Annotated in this window: 24 protein-coding genes and 1 pseudogene; 15 read left to right on the top strand and 10 right to left on the bottom strand. The window is 65.6% G+C overall.

The window, feature by feature from the left end; all coding sequences use genetic code 11:
* The first annotated feature begins 1 nt into the window (after position 1).
* The 4 genes from QF046_RS10480 (at position 2) to QF046_RS10465 (ending at position 6,736) form a co-directional block, all read left to right on the top strand.
* The gene (locus tag QF046_RS10480) at positions 2–328 is read left to right on the top strand and encodes a DUF6385 domain-containing protein (protein ID WP_307369448.1); all 327 of its coding nucleotides are present in this window, start codon (positions 2–4) and stop codon (positions 326–328) included.
* A gap of 7 nt (positions 329–335) precedes the next feature.
* Complete coding sequence (locus QF046_RS10475; protein ID WP_307369445.1) at positions 336–1,826, top strand: mannitol dehydrogenase family protein; 1,491 nt, start codon at positions 336–338, stop codon at positions 1,824–1,826.
* Between the two features lie 206 nt (positions 1,827–2,032).
* Entirely contained in the window at positions 2,033–5,749 is a 3,717-nt protein-coding gene (locus tag QF046_RS10470) for a hypothetical protein (RefSeq protein WP_307369443.1), read from the top strand.
* Between the two features lie 63 nt (positions 5,750–5,812).
* Positions 5,813–6,736: a hypothetical protein gene (locus QF046_RS10465; protein WP_307369441.1), complete on the top strand. Its 924-nt coding sequence runs from the start codon at positions 5,813–5,815 to the stop codon at positions 6,734–6,736.
* 84 nt (positions 6,737–6,820) lie between these two features.
* On the opposite strand, the gene QF046_RS10460 is transcribed toward QF046_RS10465, so the two are convergent.
* From QF046_RS10460 to QF046_RS10430, 7 genes are all read right to left on the bottom strand, one after another.
* Positions 6,821–8,197: a plasmid pRiA4b ORF-3 family protein gene (locus tag QF046_RS10460; protein WP_307369439.1), complete on the bottom strand. Its 1,377-nt coding sequence runs from the start codon at positions 8,195–8,197 to the stop codon at positions 6,821–6,823.
* A 63-nt stretch (positions 8,198–8,260) separates the two neighbouring features.
* Complete coding sequence (locus QF046_RS10455; RefSeq protein WP_307369437.1) at positions 8,261–8,686, bottom strand: LuxR C-terminal-related transcriptional regulator; 426 nt, start codon at positions 8,684–8,686, stop codon at positions 8,261–8,263.
* Between the two features lie 28 nt (positions 8,687–8,714).
* Positions 8,715–9,116 (bottom strand): heme-binding protein, encoded by a 402-nt coding sequence (locus tag QF046_RS10450; RefSeq protein WP_307369435.1) that lies wholly within the window; start codon positions 9,114–9,116, stop codon positions 8,715–8,717.
* A 3-nt stretch (positions 9,117–9,119) separates the two neighbouring features.
* The gene (fdhA, locus tag QF046_RS10445; protein ID WP_307369433.1) at positions 9,120–10,340 is read right to left on the bottom strand and encodes a formaldehyde dehydrogenase, glutathione-independent; all 1,221 of its coding nucleotides are present in this window, start codon (positions 10,338–10,340) and stop codon (positions 9,120–9,122) included.
* Between the two features lie 148 nt (positions 10,341–10,488).
* Positions 10,489–10,869, bottom strand: a complete 381-nt coding sequence (locus tag QF046_RS10440) for a type II toxin-antitoxin system VapC family toxin (RefSeq protein WP_307369432.1) — start codon at positions 10,867–10,869, stop codon at positions 10,489–10,491.
* Entirely contained in the window at positions 10,866–11,129 is a 264-nt protein-coding gene (locus QF046_RS10435) for a type II toxin-antitoxin system Phd/YefM family antitoxin (protein ID WP_307369430.1), read from the bottom strand. The genes QF046_RS10440 and QF046_RS10435 overlap by 4 nt, the downstream gene beginning before the upstream one ends.
* Before the next feature lie 139 nt (positions 11,130–11,268).
* The gene (locus QF046_RS10430; protein ID WP_307369427.1) at positions 11,269–11,646 is read right to left on the bottom strand and encodes a hypothetical protein; all 378 of its coding nucleotides are present in this window, start codon (positions 11,644–11,646) and stop codon (positions 11,269–11,271) included.
* A gap of 521 nt (positions 11,647–12,167) precedes the next feature.
* Between QF046_RS10430 and QF046_RS10425 the strand changes: the two genes are divergently transcribed.
* From QF046_RS10425 to ribA, 4 genes are all read left to right on the top strand, one after another.
* Positions 12,168–12,650 carry a hypothetical protein gene (locus tag QF046_RS10425; protein ID WP_307369424.1) on the top strand — a complete coding sequence of 161 codons (483 nt, stop codon included), beginning with the start codon at positions 12,168–12,170 and terminating at the stop codon, positions 12,648–12,650.
* A 65-nt stretch (positions 12,651–12,715) separates the two neighbouring features.
* Entirely contained in the window at positions 12,716–13,471 is a 756-nt protein-coding gene (locus QF046_RS10420; RefSeq protein WP_307369422.1) for a uracil-DNA glycosylase, read from the top strand.
* Between the two features lie 185 nt (positions 13,472–13,656).
* Positions 13,657–14,178 (top strand): DUF4231 domain-containing protein, encoded by a 522-nt coding sequence (locus QF046_RS10415; protein ID WP_307369420.1) that lies wholly within the window; start codon positions 13,657–13,659, stop codon positions 14,176–14,178.
* A 3-nt stretch (positions 14,179–14,181) separates the two neighbouring features.
* The gene (gene ribA / locus QF046_RS10410) at positions 14,182–14,787 is read left to right on the top strand and encodes a GTP cyclohydrolase II RibA (protein ID WP_307369419.1); all 606 of its coding nucleotides are present in this window, start codon (positions 14,182–14,184) and stop codon (positions 14,785–14,787) included.
* A 54-nt stretch (positions 14,788–14,841) separates the two neighbouring features.
* Here ribA and QF046_RS10405 read toward each other — a convergent pair whose 3' ends face one another.
* Complete coding sequence (locus QF046_RS10405; RefSeq protein ID WP_307369416.1) at positions 14,842–16,566, bottom strand: DNA/RNA helicase domain-containing protein; 1,725 nt, start codon at positions 16,564–16,566, stop codon at positions 14,842–14,844.
* Entirely contained in the window at positions 16,563–16,913 is a 351-nt protein-coding gene (locus QF046_RS10400) for a nucleotide pyrophosphohydrolase (protein WP_307369414.1), read from the bottom strand. The genes QF046_RS10405 and QF046_RS10400 overlap by 4 nt, the downstream gene beginning before the upstream one ends.
* A gap of 74 nt (positions 16,914–16,987) precedes the next feature.
* On the opposite strand from QF046_RS10400, the gene QF046_RS10395 reads away from it, so the two are divergent.
* A complete protein-coding gene (locus QF046_RS10395; protein ID WP_307369411.1) occupies positions 16,988–18,076 on the top strand; it encodes a hypothetical protein in 1,089 nt (362 codons plus the stop codon).
* Here the strand turns inward: QF046_RS10395 and QF046_RS10390 are convergent.
* On the bottom strand, positions 18,073–18,477 hold the full coding sequence (locus QF046_RS10390) for a (deoxy)nucleoside triphosphate pyrophosphohydrolase (RefSeq protein ID WP_307369409.1): 405 nt from the start codon (positions 18,475–18,477) through the stop codon (positions 18,073–18,075). The two genes, QF046_RS10395 and QF046_RS10390, sit on opposite strands and share 4 nt — an antisense overlap.
* A gap of 125 nt (positions 18,478–18,602) precedes the next feature.
* Between QF046_RS10390 and QF046_RS10385 the strand changes: the two genes are divergently transcribed.
* The 6 genes and pseudogenes from QF046_RS10385 (at position 18,603) to QF046_RS10360 (ending at position 24,228) form a co-directional block, all read left to right on the top strand.
* Entirely contained in the window at positions 18,603–18,923 is a 321-nt protein-coding gene (locus QF046_RS10385; protein ID WP_307369407.1) for a hypothetical protein, read from the top strand.
* A 131-nt stretch (positions 18,924–19,054) separates the two neighbouring features.
* Positions 19,055–20,137 carry a type I restriction endonuclease gene (locus tag QF046_RS10380; RefSeq protein WP_307369405.1) on the top strand — a complete coding sequence of 361 codons (1,083 nt, stop codon included), beginning with the start codon at positions 19,055–19,057 and terminating at the stop codon, positions 20,135–20,137.
* A gap of 101 nt (positions 20,138–20,238) precedes the next feature.
* Positions 20,239–21,420, top strand: coding sequence for an FAD-dependent oxidoreductase (locus QF046_RS10375; RefSeq protein ID WP_307369403.1), 1,182 nt, complete (start codon positions 20,239–20,241; stop codon positions 21,418–21,420).
* Positions 21,421–21,570: 150 nt separating this feature from the next.
* Positions 21,571–21,951, top strand: a pseudogene (locus tag QF046_RS10370) (AAA family ATPase); the annotation flags it as partial.
* A 156-nt stretch (positions 21,952–22,107) separates the two neighbouring features.
* On the top strand, positions 22,108–22,827 hold the full coding sequence (locus QF046_RS10365) for an ATP-binding protein (protein WP_307372815.1): 720 nt from the start codon (positions 22,108–22,110) through the stop codon (positions 22,825–22,827).
* Between the two features lie 111 nt (positions 22,828–22,938).
* Positions 22,939–24,228, top strand: a complete 1,290-nt coding sequence (locus QF046_RS10360; RefSeq protein WP_307369400.1) for a hypothetical protein — start codon at positions 22,939–22,941, stop codon at positions 24,226–24,228.
* Positions 24,229–24,261 lie beyond the last annotated feature (33 nt).

The raw sequence follows: 24,261 nt of genomic DNA, 5'->3' as shown, positions 1-24,261 counted from the left end.
GATGCAGCAGAACAACACGTCGGTGCTGGCGCGACGGATCGTCATCGACGGAGATTTCGCCAGCCAGGCGTACGAGGCGGGATGGGCGAGCGAGGCCGTGGTCTTCGTGCAGGTGGAGGGCGAGCATCCGCAGTTGACGCTCGCGACCGAGATCTCGCCGGACGGGATCAACTGGATCCGTCGCGGCGATGTCGTGACGCTGGCCGCGGATGCCGCGATCGCCGAGCTCTCGCTCGCGCGATTCGGCAACTGGCTGCGCGTCACCGTCGCCGGGGCGTCGGCCGAGGCGACGGCCCGGATCCTGATCCACGTCAACGGCAAGGGCTGAGGCGCGCATGGCGGAGTACGTGCTCGATGCGACGGCGGTGCTGCCGGCTGACGTCGAGGGCCCTGGTTACGACCGCGGTGCGGTCCGCGCCGGCATCGCTCACATCGGTGTCGGCGGGTTCCACCGTTCGCACCAGGCGATGTACGTGGATCGCCTGCTGAACGCAGGAGGCGATGCGCGCGAGTGGGGCATCTGCGGCATCGGGCTGCTGGAGCACGATGCGCGGATGCGGGACGCGCTGGCCGCGCAGGACGAGCTGTACACGCTCGTGCTGAAGAGCGCCGGCGGCGTGCGCCAGGCTCGGGTGATCGGCTCGATCGTGGAGTACGTCTACGCGCCCGACGATCGCGCCGCGGCCGTGGAGCGGCTGACCGACCCGGCGATCCGCATCGTGTCGATGACGGTCACCGAGGGCGGATACAACGTTCACCGGGCGACCGGCGAGTTCGATGCGCAGGGCCCAGGCATCCAGGACGACCTCGCGACTCCCGGTGAGCCGCGGACGGTCTTCGGGCTGGTCGTGGAGGCGCTGCGGCTGCGCCGCGAGCGCGGGGTGGATCCGTTCACCGTCATGTCGTGCGACAACATTCCTGGCAACGGCTCGGTGGCGCGGGGCGCGTTCATGGCGTTCGCGCGGATGCGGGATGCCGAACTGTCCGAGTGGATCGGCGAGCAGGTGGCCTTCCCGAACTCGATGGTCGACCGCATCACCCCGGTGACCGCGCAGAGCGACATCGACGAGCTGCGGGAGCGGTTCGGAGTGGTGGATGCCTGGCCCGTCGTCGCCGAGCCATGGGAGCAGTGGGTGCTGGAGGATCACTTCCCGACGGGGCGCCCCGCCTTCGAGCAGGTGGGCGTGCAGATGGTCGACGACGTCATCCCGTACGAGCTGATGAAGCTGCGCCTGCTGAACTGCACCCATCAGGCGATGGCCTACTTCGGTCACCTGTTCGGTTACGTGTACGCGCATGAGGCCGTGGCCGACCCGCTGATCCGCCGCCTGCTGGTGGACTACATGGATCGGGAGGCGACGCCCACGCTGCCGCCCGTGCCGGGGATCGACCTGGTGGCGTACAAGGCCTCGCTGCTGGAACGCTATGCGAATCCCGACGTGCGCGACACCCTCGCCCGACTGTGCGCCGACACCACCGACCGGATTCCGACGTGGATGGTTCCGGTGGTGCGCGAGCAGTTGGATGCCGGTGGCGAGGTGCGTCTGTGCGCCGCGATCGTCGCGAGCTGGGCGCGATATGCCGAGGGGATCGACGAGGAGGGCCGGCCGATCGAGGTGGTGGACAGGCTTCGCGATCGCGTGGTCGCCGCCGCTCTCCGCGACCGTCAGGAGCCCGGAGCCTTCCTCGACGATCGTGAGCTCTTCGGCGATCTGAGAGATGACTCCCGGTTCGTCGACGCATACGTGGAAGCTGTGGGGCTGATCCGCGATCTGGGCGCCCGCGAGGCGCTGCGGAGGATCGTCGGAGAGTCCGCGCCTTCGTGAGCCCGGTTGCCGGGGACGGCTGGCTTCCGGCGCGCATGCCTGCGGGCTCGGACGTGCAACGGGTGCCGCTCGTGACCGCAACGAAGTCACCCTGTCGCGGCGCCCCGGCTGGGAGTAGCATCCGGCGGTGTGAGGAGTAGTCATCTGGGGCTCCTCGCATCTCGATCGTCGGCGTGCGCCCTGTTGGACGCGGATCGGAGACAGCCATGTCTGTCCGTTTTGCAGACCTCGTCCGCGAGTCCAGTCGCGAACTCAGTCTTCGTGAGCTGCTCGAGCAGTCAGTGACCGAACTGATCGGGGTGAGTCCGGACGCGGCATCCGCTCTCTCATCTCTGACGATCGGCTCGATCTTCGATCTCGGCACCTCGTCGGTGTTCGCCCGCGCCTCCGCCGCGCTCACCGCGGCCGGCTCCGATGTGCAGCTCGTGCCGCAGGACATCCTCGGCCCGTCGGGATCGGGGGTGGCACCGGAGGACGTGCCCGCGCTGCCCATCGTGAGGCTGCAGGGCATCTCGCAGGCTGCGGCGGCGGCGATCACCGCTGCCCTCGCGGTCACCACGATCCGCGAGCTCGCGCTGTGGCCGCCGCGTCGCGTCGCGCACGAGATGGTGGGTGTCGCGCTCGGCACCGATCTGGGCGACTCCGAAGAGCGCTCCGCCGACGAACTGCGTCCCGCCTTCGGGGAGTACCCGACCGAACGCGTCTACTACGACACGCTCTTCATGCTGGGGACGGATGCGACCCAGGCCCAGCAGCCGCTGTCGGCGCCGCTGTCGCTCGAGAAGCTGGCCAGTGGTGGGCTCGCCTTCGGGGCGCCGGCGATCGGGGCGATCGCCACCTATGCGCAGTCGTGGTTCGCGCAGGGGCTCACGCTCGGGCACATGGTGCACTCGCTCGCGCTCGCACCCGGTGAGGCGACCCGCCTCGCGATGATCGACTGGACGCGCAAGACCACGACGACCTCGAGCGAGTCGGTCGACGAGGGCGAGCGTCTCTCGAATGCCACGAATCACGTGCGGGCGATCAGCGAAGTGCAGAACGCGGTGGCCGAAGAGATGCAGGAGGGCGGCTCGATCGCGACCGGATGGTCGAAGTCGTCGAGCACGTCGAAGGGCCTCGCGGCCAGCTACGGCGGAGGGATCGCCGGAATGGCCGGCTCGATCGGTGGCGCCCTCGGCTTCGGAGTCGGCGGCTCCTACACGAGCCAGTCGTCCGAGACGCAGTCCGAGGCGACGAGCGCATCGTGGTCGGTCGGGTCACGATCCGTCTTCGCCGAGATGAACCAGCGGGTGAACGATCGCACCGAGCAGTACGCGACGTCGGTGCGCAACCGGCGGGCGACCGCCGTGCGCGAGGTCTCGCAATCCGAGCACGAGCAGGTCAGCACTCGCATCGTCGCGAACTACAACCACATGCATGCGCTGACGGTGCAGTATTACGAGGTCGTGCAGATCTACCGCGTCACCGTGCAGCTGAACCGGTTCGATCGGGCCCTGTTCCTGCCCTTCGCGCTGCTGGATTTCAGCACGGCATCCGGCCCTGATCTCGTCGCCCGTTTCCGCGGCGAGCTGCTCACCGGCGCGCTCACCCCGCGTGCGGCGGATCTGCTGCTCGATGACCGAGGCCGCATCGAGCTGCACAGCGCTGTGCGGGTGCCGAGGCCGATCACGGTCGCCGATGTCGCGTTGGCGCCCGCGTCTGGGATGGTCAGGACGGCGATGCGGCGCGCGGGCGACGATCCATCGGTTCCCGACGATCCGCCCGACGATCCGCCCGTCATGCCGCCGGTCGGCGACCCGGTGCGGCCGCCGCGCGTGGTGACACGGTTCATGGTGGTGCGGCCAGGGCCGATCGCGGAGATCGTCCCGGGTGACGCGCGCATCACCTCGATCGCGTTCGACGACGTCGTCGTCGACCGCGTGCGGATCGACCAGCCGGGAGTCGCAGCTGAGGCCAGCACGTTCATGGTGGCGGCGGGAACCGGGCAGGTCGACTTCCCGCAGGGCATCGCCGCGCGCGGCATCGATGCGATCCATGTGGCGTGCGATGCCGCCGCCGCGGGGGAGGGGTCGATGGTCGTCCGGTACGAATCCGAGGGCCAGCAGTCGCTGGCCGTCGTGCCGATCGCCGTGCTCGCGACCAGCGCCATGCAGAAGGTCTGCTTTCTGCACGGGGATGCTGCGGGGCGCCGCGACGAACTGCTCGCCCACCTGCAGGCGAACCGCGGCCACTACACCCGGGTCGTGCTGGGGCGCCTGGATGCGGCATCCCTCGCCCTGCTGCTCGCCGATGTGTCGTGGCTGGGAAGACCCCTCGCAGACCAGGTCGAGCCGAACCCGATCGCCGTGTCGGGCAACTACTTGGTGCTGCGTGCGCCCGCCGAGACGGGTGACGCCAGCGGACTCGCGCAGTACGCCACCTGGGGCGAGCTGCTGCGCGATCGCGGGATCGACCTCGACACCCAGTCGACGCGGCTCGTGCCCATTCCGACGGCCGGTGTCTTCGCCGAGGCGGTTCTCGGCCGCTCGAACTCGGCCGAGAAGCTCGACATCACCCGGTTCTGGAACTGGCAGGACTCCCCGATCCCGCTGCAGCCGCCGGAGATCTCCCCGGTCGCGACCGGGTCGCGCGGCACGACAGACGATCTGAAGCCCGGGCAGCTGGGAACCCCGGTGCTGGGCATCTCGACACCGACGGTGCTGCCGGAACCCGCCGGGCTCTCGGCCGCGCTGGGTGCGCTGGCGAACGGAAGCATGTTCCGCGACATGGCAGGGCTCGCCGGAACGCAGGATCTCGCGCGGTATGCATCGACCGACACCCTGAACGCCGCGACCGATGCAGGGCGCATCGCGAGCACGAACTTCCAGACGGCGACCACGCAGGCCACCGAGATGGGCAAGGCCGCCGCCAGCATGTTCACGGCGATCAAGTCCGCCGAGATCGCCAAGGGGCGTGAGGGCGGCATCTCGGGCGACGGCGCCCGCATCAACCACGGCCGCGACATGGACGAGCGCGGGTTGACCTCGGGCGGGAGCACCGGGGGATCGTCGGCCGATGCGGGTGGCGGGGCGCCCTCGTCGTCGGCGGGAGGCGCATCCGGCGACGATGGGTCGGGCGGGAGCACCGACTTCATGCCGGGGCCGTCCGCCTTCCTCCGCGAGGTCGCCACCGCAGACGACGCCTCGGCGTTCTCGCATCAACGGCTGGCGGCTGCGAACAACGTGCTGGGCGTGCCGGTGACGCTGGCGGATTTCGAGCCGGGCGGGTCGAAAGCATCGTCGATCAGCTCGTCGAAGACGTTGCTGCTGCAGACGCTCCGGAAGGATGCTTTAGACGCGGGGATCGCGTTGCGCGGCGTGACCCTGCGCGACCTGGCCTACCACCCGCACGCCAAGGAGTATGCGGCCCTCGAGTTCGGCGCGTGGACCGACGACCCGAAGACGATCTTCGTCAACCTCGCCGCTCTGCAGAAGCTGATCGCCGACTCGGTCGCGAAGGGAAATCTGCTCGCCGATGCTGAGGACTTCGTGAGAGGCGCCGGGGTGCTCACGCTGCGCCACGAGACGCAGCACACCGCCCAGTTCAAGACGCTCACCTCACGGGCACCGACGTTCGCCCAGATGATCTCCTTCGAGGCGGCCGCGTACAAGGGCGACGTCACCTGGTTGAACGCTCAGGCGAACAAGGACCTGCTGACGAAAACGTTCAGGTGGCAGGGCGCCGACGTCGCCGATGTGCTCGCCGCGAGCACGCAACGCCAAGCGGTGTTCGATGCTTTCGCCGTCGACGCGGCCCTGAGTGACGAGGCGAAGAGGCGCGATGCGCTCAAGGCCGGAGCCAACGGAGAGGCCTTCCTGCCCGACGAGATCCGGGTCGGAGCCAAGAGCAGGAAGGACTACGTGGCGCGGAATCTGTATCGATGAGCGGCGGGGTGCGAGGGATGGCGCCTCGCCCGTGATCGGCGTCGCGTGTGGCACGCTCGATCCATGGATGCTGACCAAGCCCCGCGTGCCGATGTCGACTCTGCACCCGACCGCACCGACGTGACGGGCAGGCCGTGGCCGTCGCTGCTGGCCGGAATCGCGGCATCCGCTCTGATGCTCTTCCCGTCGTGGGTGGGTGGCGCCCGGCTGCCGCTGCAGAATCTCTGGCACGAGCGGACGATGCCCGATGACATGCCGATCTCTCTGCTGCCGCTGAGCCAGTACTACGCGCTGAACATCTTCGTGATGCTGCTGCTCGGCGGGGTGATCGCCGGGCTCATCGTGCGGTGGAGGCATCTGCGCGCGGGCATGGCAGCGCTGGGCGTGCTTGCCGTGCATGTGATCGTCGCCGTGCAGAGCTTCGCCGTGCTCGCCGGCGGGCACGGTCTTCTCGACGGCACCGCGGGTTCGCGGGAGCTGCTGTACTTCGGTGGGATGCTCGGCGGCGTCATCGCCGGAATCCTGCTCGCGCAGCTCGGATGCTGGATGGCATCCCGCCGCACGGCCTTGCTTCCTTCGCTCGCGGTCGCGCTGTCGGCGGTGCCGGTGGGCAGCTGGATCGGGGTGCTGATCGTCAGCTTCAACCCGATCTACGGGTATCCGCCGGTGGTCGGGACGATCCTGCGCTGGGTGCCCGCCGTGATCGTCGCGGTCGCGCTGATCTGGGCCGGCGTGCGGCCGCTGGGGCGGCTCGTCGTGTGGGTGGTCGGGTTGCTGGCCCTGTGGATGCTGCCTGCGGTGTTCACCGCGATCAACTACGGCCTCGGTATGCGCGCGCTGGACGGGGATCTGCGCGAGATGGCTGAGGCGGCGGGGCAGGTCTTCCCGCTCGCACTCGCCGAGACGACGCTGCCCGTCGTGGTCGCGCTCGTGTTGGCGGTCGTCGGGACCGTGGTGCGGATGCTGGTGGGGAAGCGGGTGGGGTGATTTCGGCCGGGTTCAGCGCGGCGAGATCAACTGATGTGCGCGGAGCGGCCGGGTGAGGGGGCCACCCCGTCGGGGCACATTCCGCTACCGCAGCGCTTCCCGTGCGAACAGCGCCAGGTCGGGGTCGTCGGCTCGCCGCCGGCTGCCTCGGGATGACCCGCCGATCAGGTCGAGCACCTGCCGCGCCTGAAAGGTCGCGTGGTCGATGTCGAGCGGGGTGAACATGCGACCGCTGGCCGACTGCCACCCGCACATCTCCAGTCCGAAGGCGACGGTCTGCCAGCGGTCGTTGCGCGGGGTGCCGTCGGCGATCGCCAGCAGAAGGAGAGTCGCCGCATCCGTCTCGGCGTCACGGAGCTTGCGGTACAGGCCGGTCGCCACGAGACGCAGCTGCAGCTGCGGATCGTTCAGCGCCGTCTTGGCGGCCGCGCTCAGCAGCAGTCGGCCCTTCTGCACGCGCACGAGCCCCATCCGCTGCGCTGTCTCGCGCAGGTTGGCGATCGGCGGCGTCAGGTCTTCGCGGTTGCCCTTCCCGATCCAGTCGTCGGCCCAGCCGAGCGCGGTCATGCCGGCCAGCACGGTGGCCGGCGGCATCCATCCGGCGGAGGTGAGGGCGAGACCGTCGGGGCCGATGGCATCCATCAGCCAGACGAACGGGCGGACGATGCGCGCGGCGGTCTCGGCGTCGATGTCGGTCGGTTCGAGGATGCCGGAGGCGTGCAGGCGTTGGCGCAGTTCTGCGCGGATCGGCGGCGGGAGGGCGGATGCCAGGCTCGCGATCGGCGACGCCTCGTCGACGTCTCCGGGGCGGCGGTGCCGATCGGACTTGACGATTCCGGACATGTCCATCGGGGAGATGCCCGATTCCTCGGGGTTGAACAGCAGGTTCAGCTCGCCCTGGATGCCGACGAGGTCGAACGCGCCCGGGCTGGTCGGCGCCCACGGCCCGACGGTGGCGCGGATCCAGGCGGTGATCTCTTCGTGCTCCGGATGCTGCGGATCGGCCGCGATCGTGAGCTTCTCGGCGTACCCGTGCGGGCCGCCGGAGTCCTCGAACGGGCCGCGGCCTGCGCCATCGAGCAGCACGACGGGCGCCAGGAGGGCTTCATCCGGCATCCGCTCCACGACGTCGATCCGGTGCACCCATCCGTCGCCGAAGTCGTACTCGTACCAGAGGGATTCCGCGTCGCCGAGGATGTCCCCGACAAGGAAGTCGTCTTCGGAGAGCGTGCCGTCCATCTGGTCGTCGAAGTCCGGCGACTTCCACCGTCGGACGGGACCCGACGGCGGCGAGAGCGGATCGACGTCGGTGAACGCGTGCAGATGCGACTCCCGCCAGCCCATCATCGTCTGCAGGGCGATGTGCAGCATCCGCAGCCTGACGTTCTGGTGGATGTCGAAGACGCGCCAGATCTCGGGTTCGCTGCCGACGAGCGACACGCGCAGGCGGAATCGGGTCATGGGGACGATCGTAGAGCCGATCGCGGACACTGCGTCTCCGGACGGTTCCTACGGGGACGGTGCCTATCGGGACAGCGCCAGGGCGGTGAGTTCCGCTCGCGTCCTGGCGCCGAGCTTGCGCAGCAGGTTCGACACGTGGAACTTGACCGTGTTGGCACTGATTCCGAGTTGAAGGGCGATGGCCTGATTGCGTTCGCCGGCGGTGACCAGACGCAGCACGTCGTACTCGCGTGCGGTGAGGGACGCCCCGTCGGCGAGCGGCCTGGTGTCAGAACGCGGGTTCAGGGGGAGGGTGACATCCACGGAGGAACCCCATCCCGGTGTGGCGTCGACGCTCAGGATGCCGTCCAAGGCGGTGACCCGCTCGGCGATCGGTCGCAGCGATTCGTCGTGCACGGTCAGGGTGCCTTGCCCGTCGTCTCGGATGCTGACCAGAAGGTTGAGTCCGTCGCAGTCCCACTGGACGCGTACGCGGTGAGAGCTCCCCACCCGTCCGGGTGAGGAGCTCTCGGAGGTCCTACAGTGCTGCCGCTCCTGCTTCGGCGACCGAGTGATCCTGCTCGCCGGAGCCTCCGCTGACACCCACGGCGCCCACGACGTCGCCGTCGCGCACGAGAGGAATGCCGCCGGCGAAGATCGCGACCTTCCCGCCGTTGGTGTTCTGGATGCCGAAGAACTGCTGGGTCGGCTGGGAGTTGTCGCCCAGATCCTTGGTCGTGATGTCGAAGGCTCTGGAGGTCCAGGCCTTGTTGATCGAGATGTTCACGCTGCCGATCCAGGCGCCGTCCTGTCGGACGTGGGCGACGAGATTGCCGCCGGAATCGACGACGGCGATGTTCATGGGCTGGCCGATCTCCGTGGCCTTCTTCTCGGCTGCGGCGATGACGCGACGTGCATCTTCGAGGTTGACACTGGTCATGATCTACTCCTTGATGTATCCGTTGGGGTTCAGCACGTACTTGGTGGCGGCGCCGGCGTCGAACTCGGCGTAGCCCTGCGGCGCCTCATCCAAGGTGATCGCCTTGGCGTTGACGGCCTTGGCGATGTGGACCCTGTCGTGCAGGATCGCCATCATGAGCTGGCGGTTGTAGCGCATCACCGGGCACTGCCCGGTGGTGAAGGACAGCGACTTCGCCCAGCCGGTGCCCAGACTGATCGAGAGGGAACCGACCTTGGCCGCGTCGTCGACGGCGCCGGGGTCACCCGTGACGTAGAGGCCGGGGATGCCGATGGCGCCGCCCGCGCCGGTGACATCCATGAGCGAGTTGAGGACGGTGGCCGGGGCCTCCTTCGCCTTGGCGCCGTGTCCTTCGCTGCGGGCCTCGAATCCGACCGCGTCGACCGCGGCATCCACCTCCGGTACGCCCAGGAGCTGTTCGAGTTGATCGGGCACCGTGCCGGCGCCGACGTCGACCGTCTCGCAGCCGAAGCTGCGGGCCTGTGCGAGGCGGTCCTCATTCATATCGCCGACGATCACCACCGCGGCACCCAGCAGCTGTGCGCCGACCGCTGCCGCGAGACCCACCGGGCCCGCGCCCGCGATGTAGACCGTCGAGCCCACGCCCACCCCGGCGGTGACGGCACCGTGGAAGCCGGTCGGGAAGATGTCGGACAGCATGGTGAGATCGAGGATCTTCTCCAGGGCCTGATCGCGGTCGGGGAACTTCAGCAGGTTCCAGTCGGCGTAGGGCACGAGCACGTATTCCGCTTGGCCGCCGACCCACCCGCCCATGTCGACGTAGCCGTAGGCGCTGCCGGGTCGGTCGGGATTGACGTTCAGGCAGATGCCGGTCTTTCCCTCCTTGCAGTTCCGACAGCGTCCGCAGGAGATGTTGAAGGGCACCGAGACGATGTCGCCGACCTTGATGAACTCCACATCCGGACCCGCCTCGACCACTTCGCCGGTGATCTCATGGCCGAGCACCAGACCTGCGGGAGCCGTCGTGCGACCGCGCACCATGTGCTGATCCGACCCGCAGATGTTGGTCGCGACGGTGCGGAGGATGACGCCGTGCGGAATCTTCCGACCCACGTTCGCCGGATTCACGCCGGGGCCGTCATGAAGCTCGAAGTCGGGGTAATCCGTATCGATCACCTTCACCACGCCGGGACCCTCGTAGGCGACAGCTCTGTTTCCAGACATCTTCGTCCTTCCTCTCAGGCGGAGGCTCTCCGCCCCTTCAGCCTGTCCCGAAGGCGCTGTTCCCGATACCTACTCGCGAACCGTTTGCACCTACCCGATCGGGCAGGTCAGCGAATGGATGTGCGCGTGGGATTGCGAATGCCGGGGATCAGCGCGGCGCAGCGGCGGGGATGCCGTTGCGCGAGGCGGCCGCCGCGAGCTCGTTGTCGAAGGTGAGGATGCTGAAGATCGTGCCTTTCAGGCGCACGGCCGTGGCCAGGTGCAGCGCGTCGAGAGTGCGCAGGCGGCTGTGCAGGGCGATCGCGTCATCGAGCAGGTCGTCGTCGAGCGAGACGAGCGCGACGCGGTCGAGGAGCTCCTGCACAGCATCCGATGCGATGAACTGCCGGTCGGCGACGGCATGCAGTTCCACGGCGAGCAGCTTCGATGAGACGAATTGCGTGCCTTCGGCGAACATGCGTCGCACGCTCTCGCTGTCGGCCTCGTCGATGAGCGCCTTGGCTGCGGCAGAGGTGTCGAGGTAGATCACAGGCTGTCCGCGCGGAGGTCATCGAGGATCTGCTGACTTGTCTTCGACGTCTTGGTTGCGGGAATGCGAAGGGCGCCGGATGTCTTCGGGAGCGTGACGCGCCCGCTGGCGACAAGGTCAGCCCAGGTGTCGGCTTCCGGTGGGGACAGTTGCGCGATCGGGCGACCACGGTCGGTGACGGTGAGGGTTTCACCCGCGGCGACTCGCGCCAGCACCCGGGCGGTCTGCTGGTTCAGCTCGGTCTTGGTCACGTTCGCCATACCTCCAGAATACGCTGAACTACTAGAGGTACTAGATCGATTCGGCGGATGCTGTGACACGCGAATCGCGTATGCCGCCATCCTGCCGTGGGCCGGCGACATCGTCGTGGGAGAGCTGATGCGCGCGGTTACAGCAGGTTCAGCGGGACGAGACCAGCTGGTGATGTGAGATGCCGAGGATAGCGCCGATGTCGCGCATGGGGACGTCGGCCGCGGCGAGGCTGCGAGCGAGATCCGTCGCCTGTCGGGATGCTGCCTTCTCGAGCTCCGCGGCGCGCGTTCGCTCTTCGGCGATCGCGGCCACCCGATCCGCGACATCGTCGATTCCGCCGATCGGGGCGAACTGGAGCTTCACGGATACGTGCTCGAGTGGAACATCTTGGGACACGGCGATGTATTCGCGCGCCATCTCGGCAGCCTCGCTGAGGCGGCGGGCTTGGGTGAGTCCGTCGACGGCGGGGATGCTCACCATCCACCATTTGCCTTCGCGGGCCGCGGTTGCTTCGTAGAAAGTCATCGGTTGTCCTCGTCCAGAGCCTTCAAGAGGTTGCGGCAAACGCCGGCATGCCGGCCATGCAGACAGTCAGTCTACGTTCCTAGACTGATTGCGGGAGCGCGCCGCAGCGCGCTGGAAGGCTGGGGGCTGAACGTGACGCTGTGCCTCCTGCGAGTCGCGCCCGACGCCGACCTCGCCGGGCTGCGGCGCATGACCCGCGGTGGCGCGGAGTCCGGCGCCAAGGCGGGGCTGCCCCGACGCCTCGGCAACACCGCGACGCAGGCTGCGACACCCGCGCTGATGGCATTGGCGTCGGATGCTGCGCCGGGTAGCTTTTACCTGCCCGCCCGGCGGTTCGGGTTGTCGGGGGAGCCTCGGGAGGGCCGGTTGTTCCGGGCGCTGCGAGATGGGGGCGAGGCGGCGAAGGATGTTGGAGTTTGCGGAGCACGCAGGGACGAAGCGCCTGCAGCCGGAATAGGTGGGCACTGGTCTCCGCTACGGTCAAAGTGCACCCGCTGAGTCCGACTCCTGGAGGAACACACATGAAGATCGTCCCTATCAAACTTGTCGGCGCAGTGACGCTGCTGGCTCTTCTTGGCGGCGGCGCAGTCGGCTGTTCTGCTGAGTCGGACCCTGCAACACCCAAGAGCGATGCGCAGGGCGCCTCATCCGGCGCGACTGAAGAGGCTTCGGCCCCGAAGCCGGTAGATCTTGCGGGCACGTGGAAGCAGACCAACTCGAATTCCGAGGACAGCTACCAGGCGGCAACCGTCACAGGCGACACCATCGAGATCCAGTGGGTCGCTCCCGACACCAAGTCTCTCTATTGGTCAGGGACAGTGGAGGTTCCGCAGGATGGTTCGACGGACTTCACGTGGGACTCTGTGAACGACAAGACGAAGACGGCAAAGTCCGTCATGGCGTCGGGAGACGACACGAAGACCTTCACCTACAAGGACGGTGAGCTTTCTTACGAACTCACTGCCCTTGGAACGACCATGACCGTTCGGATGGCGAAGGAGTAGGCACACGCACATCAGTCGGTTGTGATGCAGACGGCGCCGAGAAGGCGAGCCGTACGATCAGAGACGTGATCTCCACAGCACCGCGCTCGCTCGGCCAAGGCTCAGTACTCGAAGCACGGCGCGCGATGACTCAGTCAGCCCCGACTGCTGCGCCTCTGACCCGGTGGGTCAAACAGCTCATAGTCAGGCGTCTGAGCCAAGGGCTGCCCGCCGAGATTCCGATGGTAGATCCGGCCGATGCCGGCACCGAGGCGCAAGTCCTGCTGCTTCTGGAGGCACCGGGCCCGATGACGAATGCGCAGAACGCGCGGGCGGGTTCGGGATTCATCTCCTCGGACAACAACGATGCCACGGCGGAGAATCTGTGGCGCGCTCGGCAGGACACTGGCCTGGTCGGACGTACGCTGCTGTGGAACATCGTCCCCTGGTACCTCGGCCCTGCCAGCAACAAGCCCAAGGTCGCAGATCTGTGTGAGGGGGCGGGGGATCTCCGTGAACTCATCGCGATGCTTCCCGAACTGCACACAGTCGTTACGCTCGGTCACTTCCCTCGCAGGGGGTGGTCGAGATTCGGCCGTCCGGGTCTCGGCATCGGCATCCGGACTATCGAGTCATGGCACCCATCACCGCTCGCGATGAATCAACCCGGCAAACGCGACGAGATGCATGCCGCCCTCGCTCGAGCCAGCCGTGACTGGCGCCGTGACGATGCCGGAGGCCGAGAGACTTTCAGCCAAAGAGATCGCTCGGGTCAGACGGTCGCGCGGTGGTATTTCACCGCGGATGGCGATCGGGTCGACGTTCATCCGCGATGGTGGTGACCGTAGAATTCTTGCCTGACGATGCGGTGTCGGTCCTCGCGGCCCGGAACCAGCCGGGCCCCGTGGTCACGCGTGACGGCTAGCCTCGCCGTTCCGGATCTATCGCAGACGGATCATACGGCTCACTGTCGGTTCGGGTAGAGGCTGAGTCTGGTCTGCGCACTTCGTGGGTCAGGATCTCTTCGATGCGAGACGACGATTGTGAGTTCTGGGTGCAGGGTAAAAGGTGCCAAGATCGGGACGTGCCCAAGGTTAGAGTGACCGGTCCGTTGACGCCGATAGATGAGTGTCGAGAGGTAGCTAAATCTATTGCGCGAAAGGCTGATAAAAACAAGTGTCGAGCACGGGTGCTCGTGCTGCTTATGACACTTTCGACCGGGATGATCCCTGTCGTCCTCGTTGCGTCGCAACAGGATTTGATTTGGGGGAAGATCGTTCCGAGTGGCCTGGCGGCGCTGACCACGGTGCTCGTAGCGTTGAATCAATTGGAACGTCCTCACGAACGATGGGTGCTGTACCGGCGTTACCACCGATTGGTCTCGGCCGAAGAGAAGAAGTATCGCTTCGGCGTGAAACCGTATGCGGACGAGGACCGTGATGCACGGCTTGGGCGAAGGGTGGCCGAACTAGAGATCAAGCTTCAGGCCGAATGGGAGGGCCTCATCCCTGGTCGTGGAGAGATCGCATCAATAAGTCAAGGAGCATGATCGATGCCCGAAGCATATGAGCACGCGTCATGTTTCCTCAAGAGCCACTACGGCGAGGGCCGTCTCCATGTCTATTCGTTCGGCAAGCACGAAGAAGACAACATTCTATGTATCGAGGTGCGGGGAACGGATTTGGCGTCGAATCCACTCGTTCGCGTACAAAGCGCGTGCTATACCGCGGAAATTTTCCGCAGCACCGACTGCGATTGTCACGAACAACTACACGAGAGTCTTAAGCAGATATTTGTAGAGGGCGGGCTCATCGTCTACATGCTCTGCGACGGGCGAGGCGCGGGGCTACTGACGAAAGTTCGTGGACTGGCACTAGGGGATAGCGACCAATTGGACACTCACGACGCGTACGTGCGACTCGGCGTCGAAACGGACCCGCGAGACTATGCACGAGTAGCGCAAGTTCTGAGCCACCGTGGTGTGCAGAACTGCCGACTCCTGACAAACAACCCTCGAAAGATTGGAGGACTTGAAAGTCATGGGATCGCGGTGACGAGGGTTGAACTTGAGATCCCTGCGACGCACAACTCCTTGCCCTATCTGCGCACGAAAAGAACGAAGATGGGACACCTGCTTGATCACCTAAAACTCGGCTGAACGTTCCCCGGTCTGACGAATCACCTTCGACCCAGGCTGACGTTGTGGTCATTCTCAACCAAGGTGCTCGCGCAGCCTCTCCCGCAACCCCTCATCGCACACATACACATACGTCCCCAGCATCCCGCGGGTGAGCAGCACGCCGTAGATGTTGCGGATGAACACGAGCAGATCGGCGTCGGTGAACGCGTCTTTCAGATGCCCGGTGTTCTCCTTGCCCTTCTTGTCGCGGTACGCCTCGCGGTCCGCGACGATCTCACCCGACGAAGAAACCCGCAGATCCGGCCCGATGATCACACCGGCGTAGTTCAGGTCGTAGCCCTGCACGGTGTGGATCGAGCCGACCTCCTCCAGGGATCCGGTGGAGTTGATCCAGTCCTTGTCGGTGCTGTTCCACCGCATCCGCTCGCCGTCGAGCTCGATGTCGTAAGCGTCAGGTTTGCGACGCGACTTCCAGTCCCACGCGTACCCGGCAACCAACCGCGACAGGCCGACCTCCGCATCCCGCTCTCTGATTGCCCGACGCATCTCGCCGAGATCGTCGAAGAACCGCAGGTCGTAGTCGCCGAGATTCGGCCGCACCACCGAAGCACCGCGCAGCAGCATCCGGATGTACTCGACGTAGTCGGCGCCGGCCTTCACCCGCATCTGAGTGGTGAGCGGGAAGTGCCGGTGCGCATCCTTCGCCGCGCGCAGCTCGGCGTCGAGCGCGGTGGGTGAGAGATCATGCGGGCGCACGCTCTGTGCGCCGTCGATGAGCAGTAGCTGGTGCCGGCTGCGGGCCTTGATCCAGTCGAGCTGCGTGCGCGTGGGATCGTCCGCCCCGAACAGCCGCTCGTTGATCACGCCGAACTTCTTGTTCTGCACGCCGGATGCCTGGTTGGCGCGCTGGTTCAGCCGGTGGGTCTCGTCGACGAGGATCAGGTCGAACTCGGCATCCGACTCTCCGACCTGGAACGGCGTCAGCACCATCGACGGGTCGAGCTTCGGCGTCTTCTTGAACACGTTCTTCACCGACTGACGCAGCGACTGCTGCGGGATGACGAGGGCCATCCGCAGGTCGGTGAGAAGGGTCGCGTTCTCGGGGGTGAAGAACTCCGCGAACATCGAGTCGGGCTCGACGTCATCGTGGTCGGTGAAGTCGCGGATGTCGGCGAGCAGCTTCATGAGGAAGATCGCGATGATCGTCTTGCCGGTGCCCGGGTCGCCCTGCACGACGAGGGTGGAGCGGGTCTCCGGATGCTGCAGATCGGCCAGCAGGCCCTCGACGATGTCCTCGACGGCGATCGCCTGGTCGTTGGTGAGCGCTTTGAAGGGCGAGAGCTTGAAGAGATCGCTGTTCTCGATCTGCGGGATGCTGCGGCTGAACAGTCCCTCGGCGCGCAGCGCCTCGAAGACATCGTGGAACGACTCGCGGTACTGCTCGCGGTCGTAGTAGCGGGCGTCGGTCAGTCCGTCGTTGCCGTTGAGGATGCTGTACTGACCGTCGCCGTGGAACCAGCGGATCAGGTGTGATTCGAGGTCGCGGCAGACCGAGGTGTTGTAGCGCTCGTTGATGACGACGCGGATGGACTCCAGGCCCTCGTGCTTCTTGGAGCTCGCCAGGTGCTGGCGCATCCGCTTCTGCGTGCTTGTGGTCTCGCCGACGTAGAGCTTCTGCTGCCGGCCCGTGCTGTCGAGCACGTAGACGACCGGCCAGTTCGTGTGCTGGTCGTTGTCGCGGGCCCAGCCATCGACCTCGGCGCGGTCGAAGGGGATGCGCTGGATGCTGAAGCTCATGGCTCGGGGCTCGTCGGCAGTGTGCTCGTCGGCATGGCGCGCTTGGTCACGCTTCCCTTGGAGAGTTCGACCGGATACTTCAGGCGAGTCTTCTCGAGCTTGCTGAGCACGATCTCGTCGATGTCGACGCCGAGTCGCGTGGCCATCTGGAAGCAGTAGGTGAGGACGTCGGCGAGTTCCTCCTCGACACGTTCCTGGTCAGGGGTCTGCCCCCACTGATACAACTCGAGCAGCTCGGCGGCCTCGATCGAGATCGACTTCGCGAGGTTCTCGGGGGAGTGGAACTGGTCCCATTCGCGCTCGGCAGCGAAGGCGCGGAGCGCGGCGAGGGTGGTGGGGGACGGCATGGGAGTGACGGTAGCAGGGTACGGCAGGCTCAACCGCCATGCACCCAGCGGCGAAAGACCGATACGCTCTCGACGTGGAACCCACTACTCCGGAGACACTCGCGCTGGAGTTTGGCGTAAGTCAGAACGACGTGCGTGACGTACTCCACCTGCTTTACGGAACGCCTTCGGACGACGCGACGCGTTGGGTTCTTGATGACGCTCAAGCCGGAGAGATCCGATCGCGCCTTGCCGCCAAGGCGTTCTCGTTCCAATGGGCGCTCGAAATAGGAGACAGAGTTCGTCGCCGCGCGATTCATGATCAGTACGGTGGTGGATTGCAGGGCGGAATATCAACGTCCAGTAAGACAAAAGACATATTTATCTTTACGGATCCTGCGCGTGGAGCAAGGTACGGATACGACATCTATGAAGGGCTGCAGCCTGACGGGAGCTTCGCATATACCGGTGAAGGTCGTACTGGAGACCAGACGTTCACGCGAGGCAATAGGGCGCTCCTCGAAGCCGCCGACGAAGGTCGAACCATTCGAGTTTTCAATGCGGTGTCTCCGTATGCAACATACGCAGGGGCGTTCACCACAGGTGACCCGGTCTGCTCTTTCAACGAGATCCCTGGCGAGGATGGAGTCCTTCGGCGCGCGATCGTCTTCAACCTCGTGCCGCTTGACGCTAACCCAGCGATTCTCGCCCCTAATCGCGGACAACTGCGAATGCTCAAGCCTCAGATTGGGCGATGGTATCCTCCTGATTCCTCCGACGTTGCATTAGTGGCAGACAGCACCCAGCGGCCTCCAGGGGATCGAGTAGTTTCAAGAATTGAATTTCAGCTGCAGGCAGACTTCGGCCACTGGCTCGAAGGTCGGGGAACGCCTCCTAGCCGCCTTAGGCTCCCGGTGGCGGGCACGATTATCGAGCCCGACATGTTCGTTGAGGCAGAGGGATGGATCGTCGAAGCGAAGAAGTCGTCAGGACGCGATTACGTCCGCATGGCAATTGGGCAGGTCTTGGACTACGTCAATAACGCACGCGAACTCGACGGCGCGACAACACCCATGATTCTGCTTCCGGGTCGAGCCGAATCGGACCTGTCAAGACTTTGTGGTGACCTTGGGATCGTGCTTGCCGCGCGTGACGGCGAGTCGTTCGAGTTGTTGCATCCTTAGCTCTGAGTCAGCCCCGATGCCATGATTGCCATTACCGCGGGGACATCGGCGGGAGCCCAGTCGAGTGACTCTAGATCTGCTGGCGCGGCCCAAACTAACCTTGAATGCTCGGTCAGCGTGGGCGTACCGGAGCGAAGCTCGCACCAGAAAGTCGTGAGCGTGACGTCGCCAAAGTCATACGCATGGGTGGTCGTGAGTAGTTCATCGCCAACTTCGACGATGCACGACAGCTCCTCTTCTACCTCACGACGCAGCGCCTCCCGGAGTGACTCTCCAGCTTCGACCTTGCCCCCGGGAAACTCCCAAGTGAGAGGTAAGGACATTCCGGCGGCCCGCTGGGCCGCAAGGACCTTGTTCTCGTGAACAATCACCGCGCCCACGACGGCGATCTGTTTGGTCATCTGTCTCATCTCCAGGATTGAGCGTAGTGGGGCCACCCCGGAAGGGCGAGGGGCGGTGCGCTCCCGACTCCGTGGTTGTCGGTGCGCATGCACGTGTGATGGGTGGGAGCAGTTAGCATCGCGCCATGGGGATGACTTTGGCTACCTGTCAGGTGCTCGCAACTGTGCTGCCACTCGTGATGGTGACGCTGGTGGTCGAGAGGCGCTCAATGCGGATGGCGCTCCGGCGGCGAGGGTGGTTCAGGAAGATCATGCTCGGGACGTTTGAGGCATCGATGTTTGGGCTTGTGTTTGTCGTCGTCGGGACCCAGATTGAAGGACTATCGGGGTTCGGAGGCTTTATTGCTTGGCTACTTGCCGGCGCGTCCATCCTCGGCCTTGGCGTACTGATCTTGGCGTCACTGGCGTCTGCTGAAGCTGACGAAGATGAAGCCGAGCAGAGCTGACTACACAACGTAGCCACCTGACCGTGTAGTTCGCTCTGGACAGCGTCCTCAACTCTTGAGGTTCCGCTATGGTCGGGATCAAGCTCTCGAGGGGAGAGCTGTAACTCATTCCGGCTAGATGGGAGCAACGGGTGGAGTTTTCAGAGCGCCTTGAATCGCTTGCAGTGAAAGTAAGGAATCAGGCTGAAGCGATTGGGACGGAAGAGGCAACGAAGAACGCATTCATTATGCCGTTCATCTCGACCATCTTGGGCTACGACGTCTTCGATCCGCTGGAGGTGGTCCCGGAGTTCACCGCTGATGTGGGCGTCAAGAAGGGCGAAAAGGTCGATTACGCCATCATGCGGGATGGTGAGGTCCAGATTCTCATCGAATGCAAGCCATCAATGGGCGCCCTCAAGATCGAGCACGCCTCGCAGCTTTTCCGGTACTTCGCGGTCACGAACGCGCGCATTGCGGTTCTGACCAATGGTGTCCAGTGGCATTTCTACACCGATCTCGATGCGCCCAATCGCATGGACGCTAAGCCGTTCCTGGTCCTTGATCTCCTCGACATCGATGAGACTCTGATCGCAGAAATTCAGAAACTCAGCAAGGACAGCTTCGATCTCGAGTCGATCATCAATGCTGCTGAAGAACTGAAGTACATCGGAGCACTCAAGCGCGAGATCGCGGCCCAGTTCCGCGAGCCGACGGACGAGTGGATCAGGTTCTTTACGGCTCGTGTCTACGAAGGCATGTTCACGCAGCGTGTTCGCCAGCAGTTCACCGGTCTAGTGGGCAAGGCTGCGCAGCAGTTTCTCACCGAGCGTGTGAATGACAGGCTCAAGGTTGCCCTTGGGGTGGGCGGCGTTGGCCATGTTTCAGACATTCGTCCCACGCCGAGCTCTGAGGTAGTGGAAGCGGATCTTGATCGAGACACCGAAATCGAGACAACGCTTGAGGAGCTCGAGGGTTACCAGATCGTCAAGGCGATCGCCTGTGGCGAGGTCAAGCCGCAACGTATTACACAACGAGACGCCAAGAGCTATTTTGCTGTCCTGCTCGACGACAACAACAGAAAGCCGATCGCACGCCTGCACTTCAACGGCAAGCAGAAGTACCTAGGGCTGCTCGATGAGGAGAAGGTTGAGACACGGCATCCCATTGCCGATCTTGACGAAATCTATGCATACGCAGAAGAGCTGCGGGAGTCCGTTCGCCGATACCTATGACGCGCTTGTGACGACCAGATTTCTGCGTGGACACGACGCCGGCTACGAGTAACGTCTCGACTTCATCCCCATCCGCACTCCGGGTGGAGGATCGTTAACCCATGACCACCGAGCTCACCACGGACTGCGCGATCGTCGGCGGAGGCCCCGCCGGCCTCGTCCTCGCGCTCGCGCTTCTGCGGCACGGCATCCGGGTCGCGGTCCTCGAGAAGCACGCCGACTTCCTGCGTGACTTCCGGGGCGACACCATCCACCCCTCCACGCAGGACCTGCTCGCTGAGCTCGGCCTGCTCGACGAATTCCTCACCCGGCCGCACGACGACATGCCCCGCGTCACCTTCAGCTGGTACGGCACTGAACTCACGCTCGCGGACTTCACCCGCCTGCCCACCCGCCGCAAGGTCATGACTTTCATGCCGCAGTGGGACTTCCTCGACCTCATCGCAGACACCGCGGCGCAGCATCCGGAGTTCACGCTGCTGCGCTCCACCCGCGTCGACGGGCTGATCCGCGACGGCGACCGCATCGTCGGAATCACCGGAACCGGACCCGGCGGCGATTTCACCGTCCGCGCACGCCTGGTCGTCGACGCGTCCGGCCGCGACTCCGACATCCGCGCCGAGGCAGGGTTCGTCCCCACTGGCGTCGCCTCGGCGATGGACGTGCTCTGGTTCCGCATCGCCAAGACCGCGGGCGAGCGCTACCCGTTCATCCAGGCCGGCTCCGGACTGATCATCACGATCGACCGCGGCGACTTCTTCCAGATCGCCCACGTGATCCCCGCGGGCGCCTGGCGCGGCACCGATGCCGACCTCGCCGCGATGAAAGACCGGATCGCGCGGATCTCGCCGCGCATGGCCGACGCCATCAGCGCGGTCACCGCCTCTGACGTGCATCTGCTGCGCGTGCGCCTCGAACGACTGCGCCGCTGGTTCACCGACGGGATGCTGTGCATCGGCGACTCCGCGCACGCCATGTCGCCCGCGGGCGGAGTCGGCATCAACCTCGCGATTCAGGATGCCGTCGCCACCGCCCGCATCCTCGGCCCTGTCCTGCGCGACGGCACCCCAACGACCGCCGACCTGCGCCGCGTGCAACGACGCCGCAACTGGCCCACCTGGATCACCCAGTTCGTCCAGCGCCGCCTGCAGGGACCACTGATCGCGGAGCGCGCACCGGACGCTCCGCTGCCATTCCCGCTGCGGATGCTGCGCGACCACCCGCGGCTGACGCACGTCACCGGGCGGTTCGTCGGGCTGGGGGCGTTGCCGGAGAAGCTGTAGGAGGACTTCGGTGGCGCGCCGGAGGTTCGGCGAGTGGGCAGGCGACTCCACTTTTTCTTATGTGCATGCTCCGCTTTCTCCTATCTGGATTCTCCGCTTTCTCCTATCTGAAATCTCGACTTTCTCCTATTCGGCGCGTACGATCGCCCCATGTCCAGTTATCTTCCGCGCGTTCTCGATGCCGAGCTCGAGGAGATCTTGCGGTATCCGGGGGCTGTCCTGCTGGAAGGGCCCCGGGCCTGCGGCAAGTCGGCTACCGGGCGCCATCACGCGAGCAGCAGCGTCCAGTTGGACATCGAGCCCGGCGCCGTACGCCTCGCAGAGCTCGATCCGTCTCGGCTGTTGGCGGGTGAGCGGCCGAGATTCGTCGATGAGTGGCAGCTGGCGCCCGGTGTCTGGAATGCCGTGCGCACCGCAGTCGACGGCGAGGATGACGCTTCGTTCATCCTCGCCGGATCTGCAGTGCCTGCCGACGACGTGACACGGCACTCTGGCGCCGGCCGCATCATTCGGTACAGGATGCGGACGATGTCGTTGGCGGAATCGGGCCATTCTTCGCGCGATGTGAGTCTCAGCGCGGTGTTGAAGACTCCGGATGATGCCACGTCAGGGGCATCGAGCTTGACCGTTCCCGACCTTGCTGAAGTTGTCGTACGTGGTGGCTGGCCAGGTCTTCAGCAGCTCCCGATGCGGCAGGTGCTCACGCGGTTGCGATCGTACGTCGACGACACGGCGCGCATCGATCTGCCTCGCTTGGAGGGGGAGCCTCGTCGCGATCCGGATGCTGTCCTGCGCGTGATGCGAGCGCTCGGCCGCAGCACCGCCACCGAAGTGTCTGTATCTGCTCTCGCCCGCGATTCATCGACCGGCGACGAACGAATGGGTGATGCCACGGTGCAGGGCTACCTCGGAGCATTGTCGCGCGTTTTCGTCATCGAGGATCAGCCGAGTTGGGGCCCTCACCTGCGATCTCGTGACCGGCTGCGCAAGGCGCCTCGACGTCACTTCATCGACCCGTCTCTCGCGGCCGCTGCGGTCGGCGCCGATGCAGACCGCCTTCTCTCCGATCTCGAGTACTTCGGTCAGCTTTTCGAGTCACTCGTCGTGCGAGATCTGCGGGTGTACTCCGAGCCCGTTGGCGGAATCGTGCGGCACTACCGCGACAGTGCCGGCCGCGAAGTCGATGCGATCGTCGAGTTCCCCGACGGGCGATGGATCGCGGTCGAGATCAAGCTCGCCGCGGCCCGCGAAGAGGATGCTGCTGCGTCGCTCACCCGATTCGTCGAGAACCTCGATACCGCACGGACGCCACCGCCGGAGGCGAAGGTCATCATCACTGGTGGCCAGTACGCGTACACGCGGCCCGACGGCATCCACGTCGTGCCGATCGGAGCGCTGGCCGCCTGACTGCGGCGCGTCGGTTCCATCGCCCTCCACAGGCGGACGGATACCGGAGTCGTCCACAATTCATGAAGCCCGGGGGGAGTGGCGTCGGACCGGCGACCTAACGTGTGCCGCATGAACTACCGCACACACATCTCCGTACCGTCCGCGAACAGAGTCGAGGTCTCCGTCCCGGGGCGCCCTGAGCTCGCACGACTGATCGAGCTGCCCAGCGACGCTCCGCGCGAATGGCTGGCGCATGCCTACCTGCTGAGCATCGGGATGGATGCCGACGCGCGCGACCTGGATGATCTGGAGCCTCCGCCGAGCTGGGACTACAACGACTGGGATCGATTCCTGGGCCCGAGAGCGACGTACCACCCCGTGTCGAGGGAGCGGATGCGATTGCCGGGTCTCCCTGGTCTCCCGGACGAGGTCGAAGTCGAGCTCGAGCAGAGGGGCGCGTTCCGTCCCCAGGTCGGAGACCAGAAGGTGGCGGTCCACAAGGCCGAGCACACGACGTCGCAGGATCGATCGGCCGCCGCGTGGCAGGTGTCGCCGCCTCCGTTCCTCCCTGATGCCGTCAACCACGAACTCGCCCGCAAGTACGGTGTCGTGCTGCCGCACTTCAACTCCTCCGTACTCGATCGTCGCCACCACGGGTGGGGGTCGACGCCGCTCATCGATTCGCTTCTCGCCGCGCTGTCTCCCGTACGTCGCATCGCGCTTCGTGCGCACCTCGACGAGATCGGTCTGTTCGATGAGGCGAAGCACCCCGACGGCGAAGGCCTCCGCGAGGCCGCGCAGCCGCTTCTTCACGTGCTCGCCGCGATCGGTCCAGACGGTGCGGAGCAGGATCCCGAGACCGGATGGCTGCCGCTCGAGTTCGCCGCCGACCTGGCATCCGATCTCGGCTGGGAACAGGAAGTGACGGCGGACGCCGTGCCCGGCGACCTTCTCGTGAGCGTCGCCCGCCGCGCGAAGCTGATCCGTCGCCTGCGTGGACGAGTGGTGACCACCGCCGCAGCACGCAAGCTCGTCGGCGATCCTGCGCGAGAGATCGTGAAGGTGCTGATGCCTGTGCTGACGGGCGATGACCGCGACCGCTATGACAACCGTTCGACCTTCCACATCGAGACGGCGGCCGCCGTGCTCGCCATCGCCGACGGCTCCGCTCAGACGTTCGATGATCTCGCCGGACTTGTCGAACTCGCAGCGACGGCCCGAAAGCGTCGCCGTGAGGACGAGTACGGCGACGAGTACGCGTGGCACGAGCCGGATGATGAGTCGACCCGCGCCCGCCGCATCGCGCTCGCGGTCGAGTCTGTCGTCGAGGGCTTCAGCGTGCTCTCCGTGCCCCATGCGTTCGGAGAGATCAGCAGCGCGATGCGCGCTGTCGCTCGAGTTATGCTCACGGGATCGTGACCTCGGTCTGTTCCTGCACAGGGTTGTACACTT

Origin of the sequence: Microbacterium sp. W4I4 (assembly GCF_030816235.1) — a bacterium.
Classification (GTDB): Bacteria; Actinomycetota; Actinomycetes; order Actinomycetales; family Microbacteriaceae; genus Microbacterium.
This window is presented reverse-complemented; position numbering and strand designations above follow the sequence as displayed.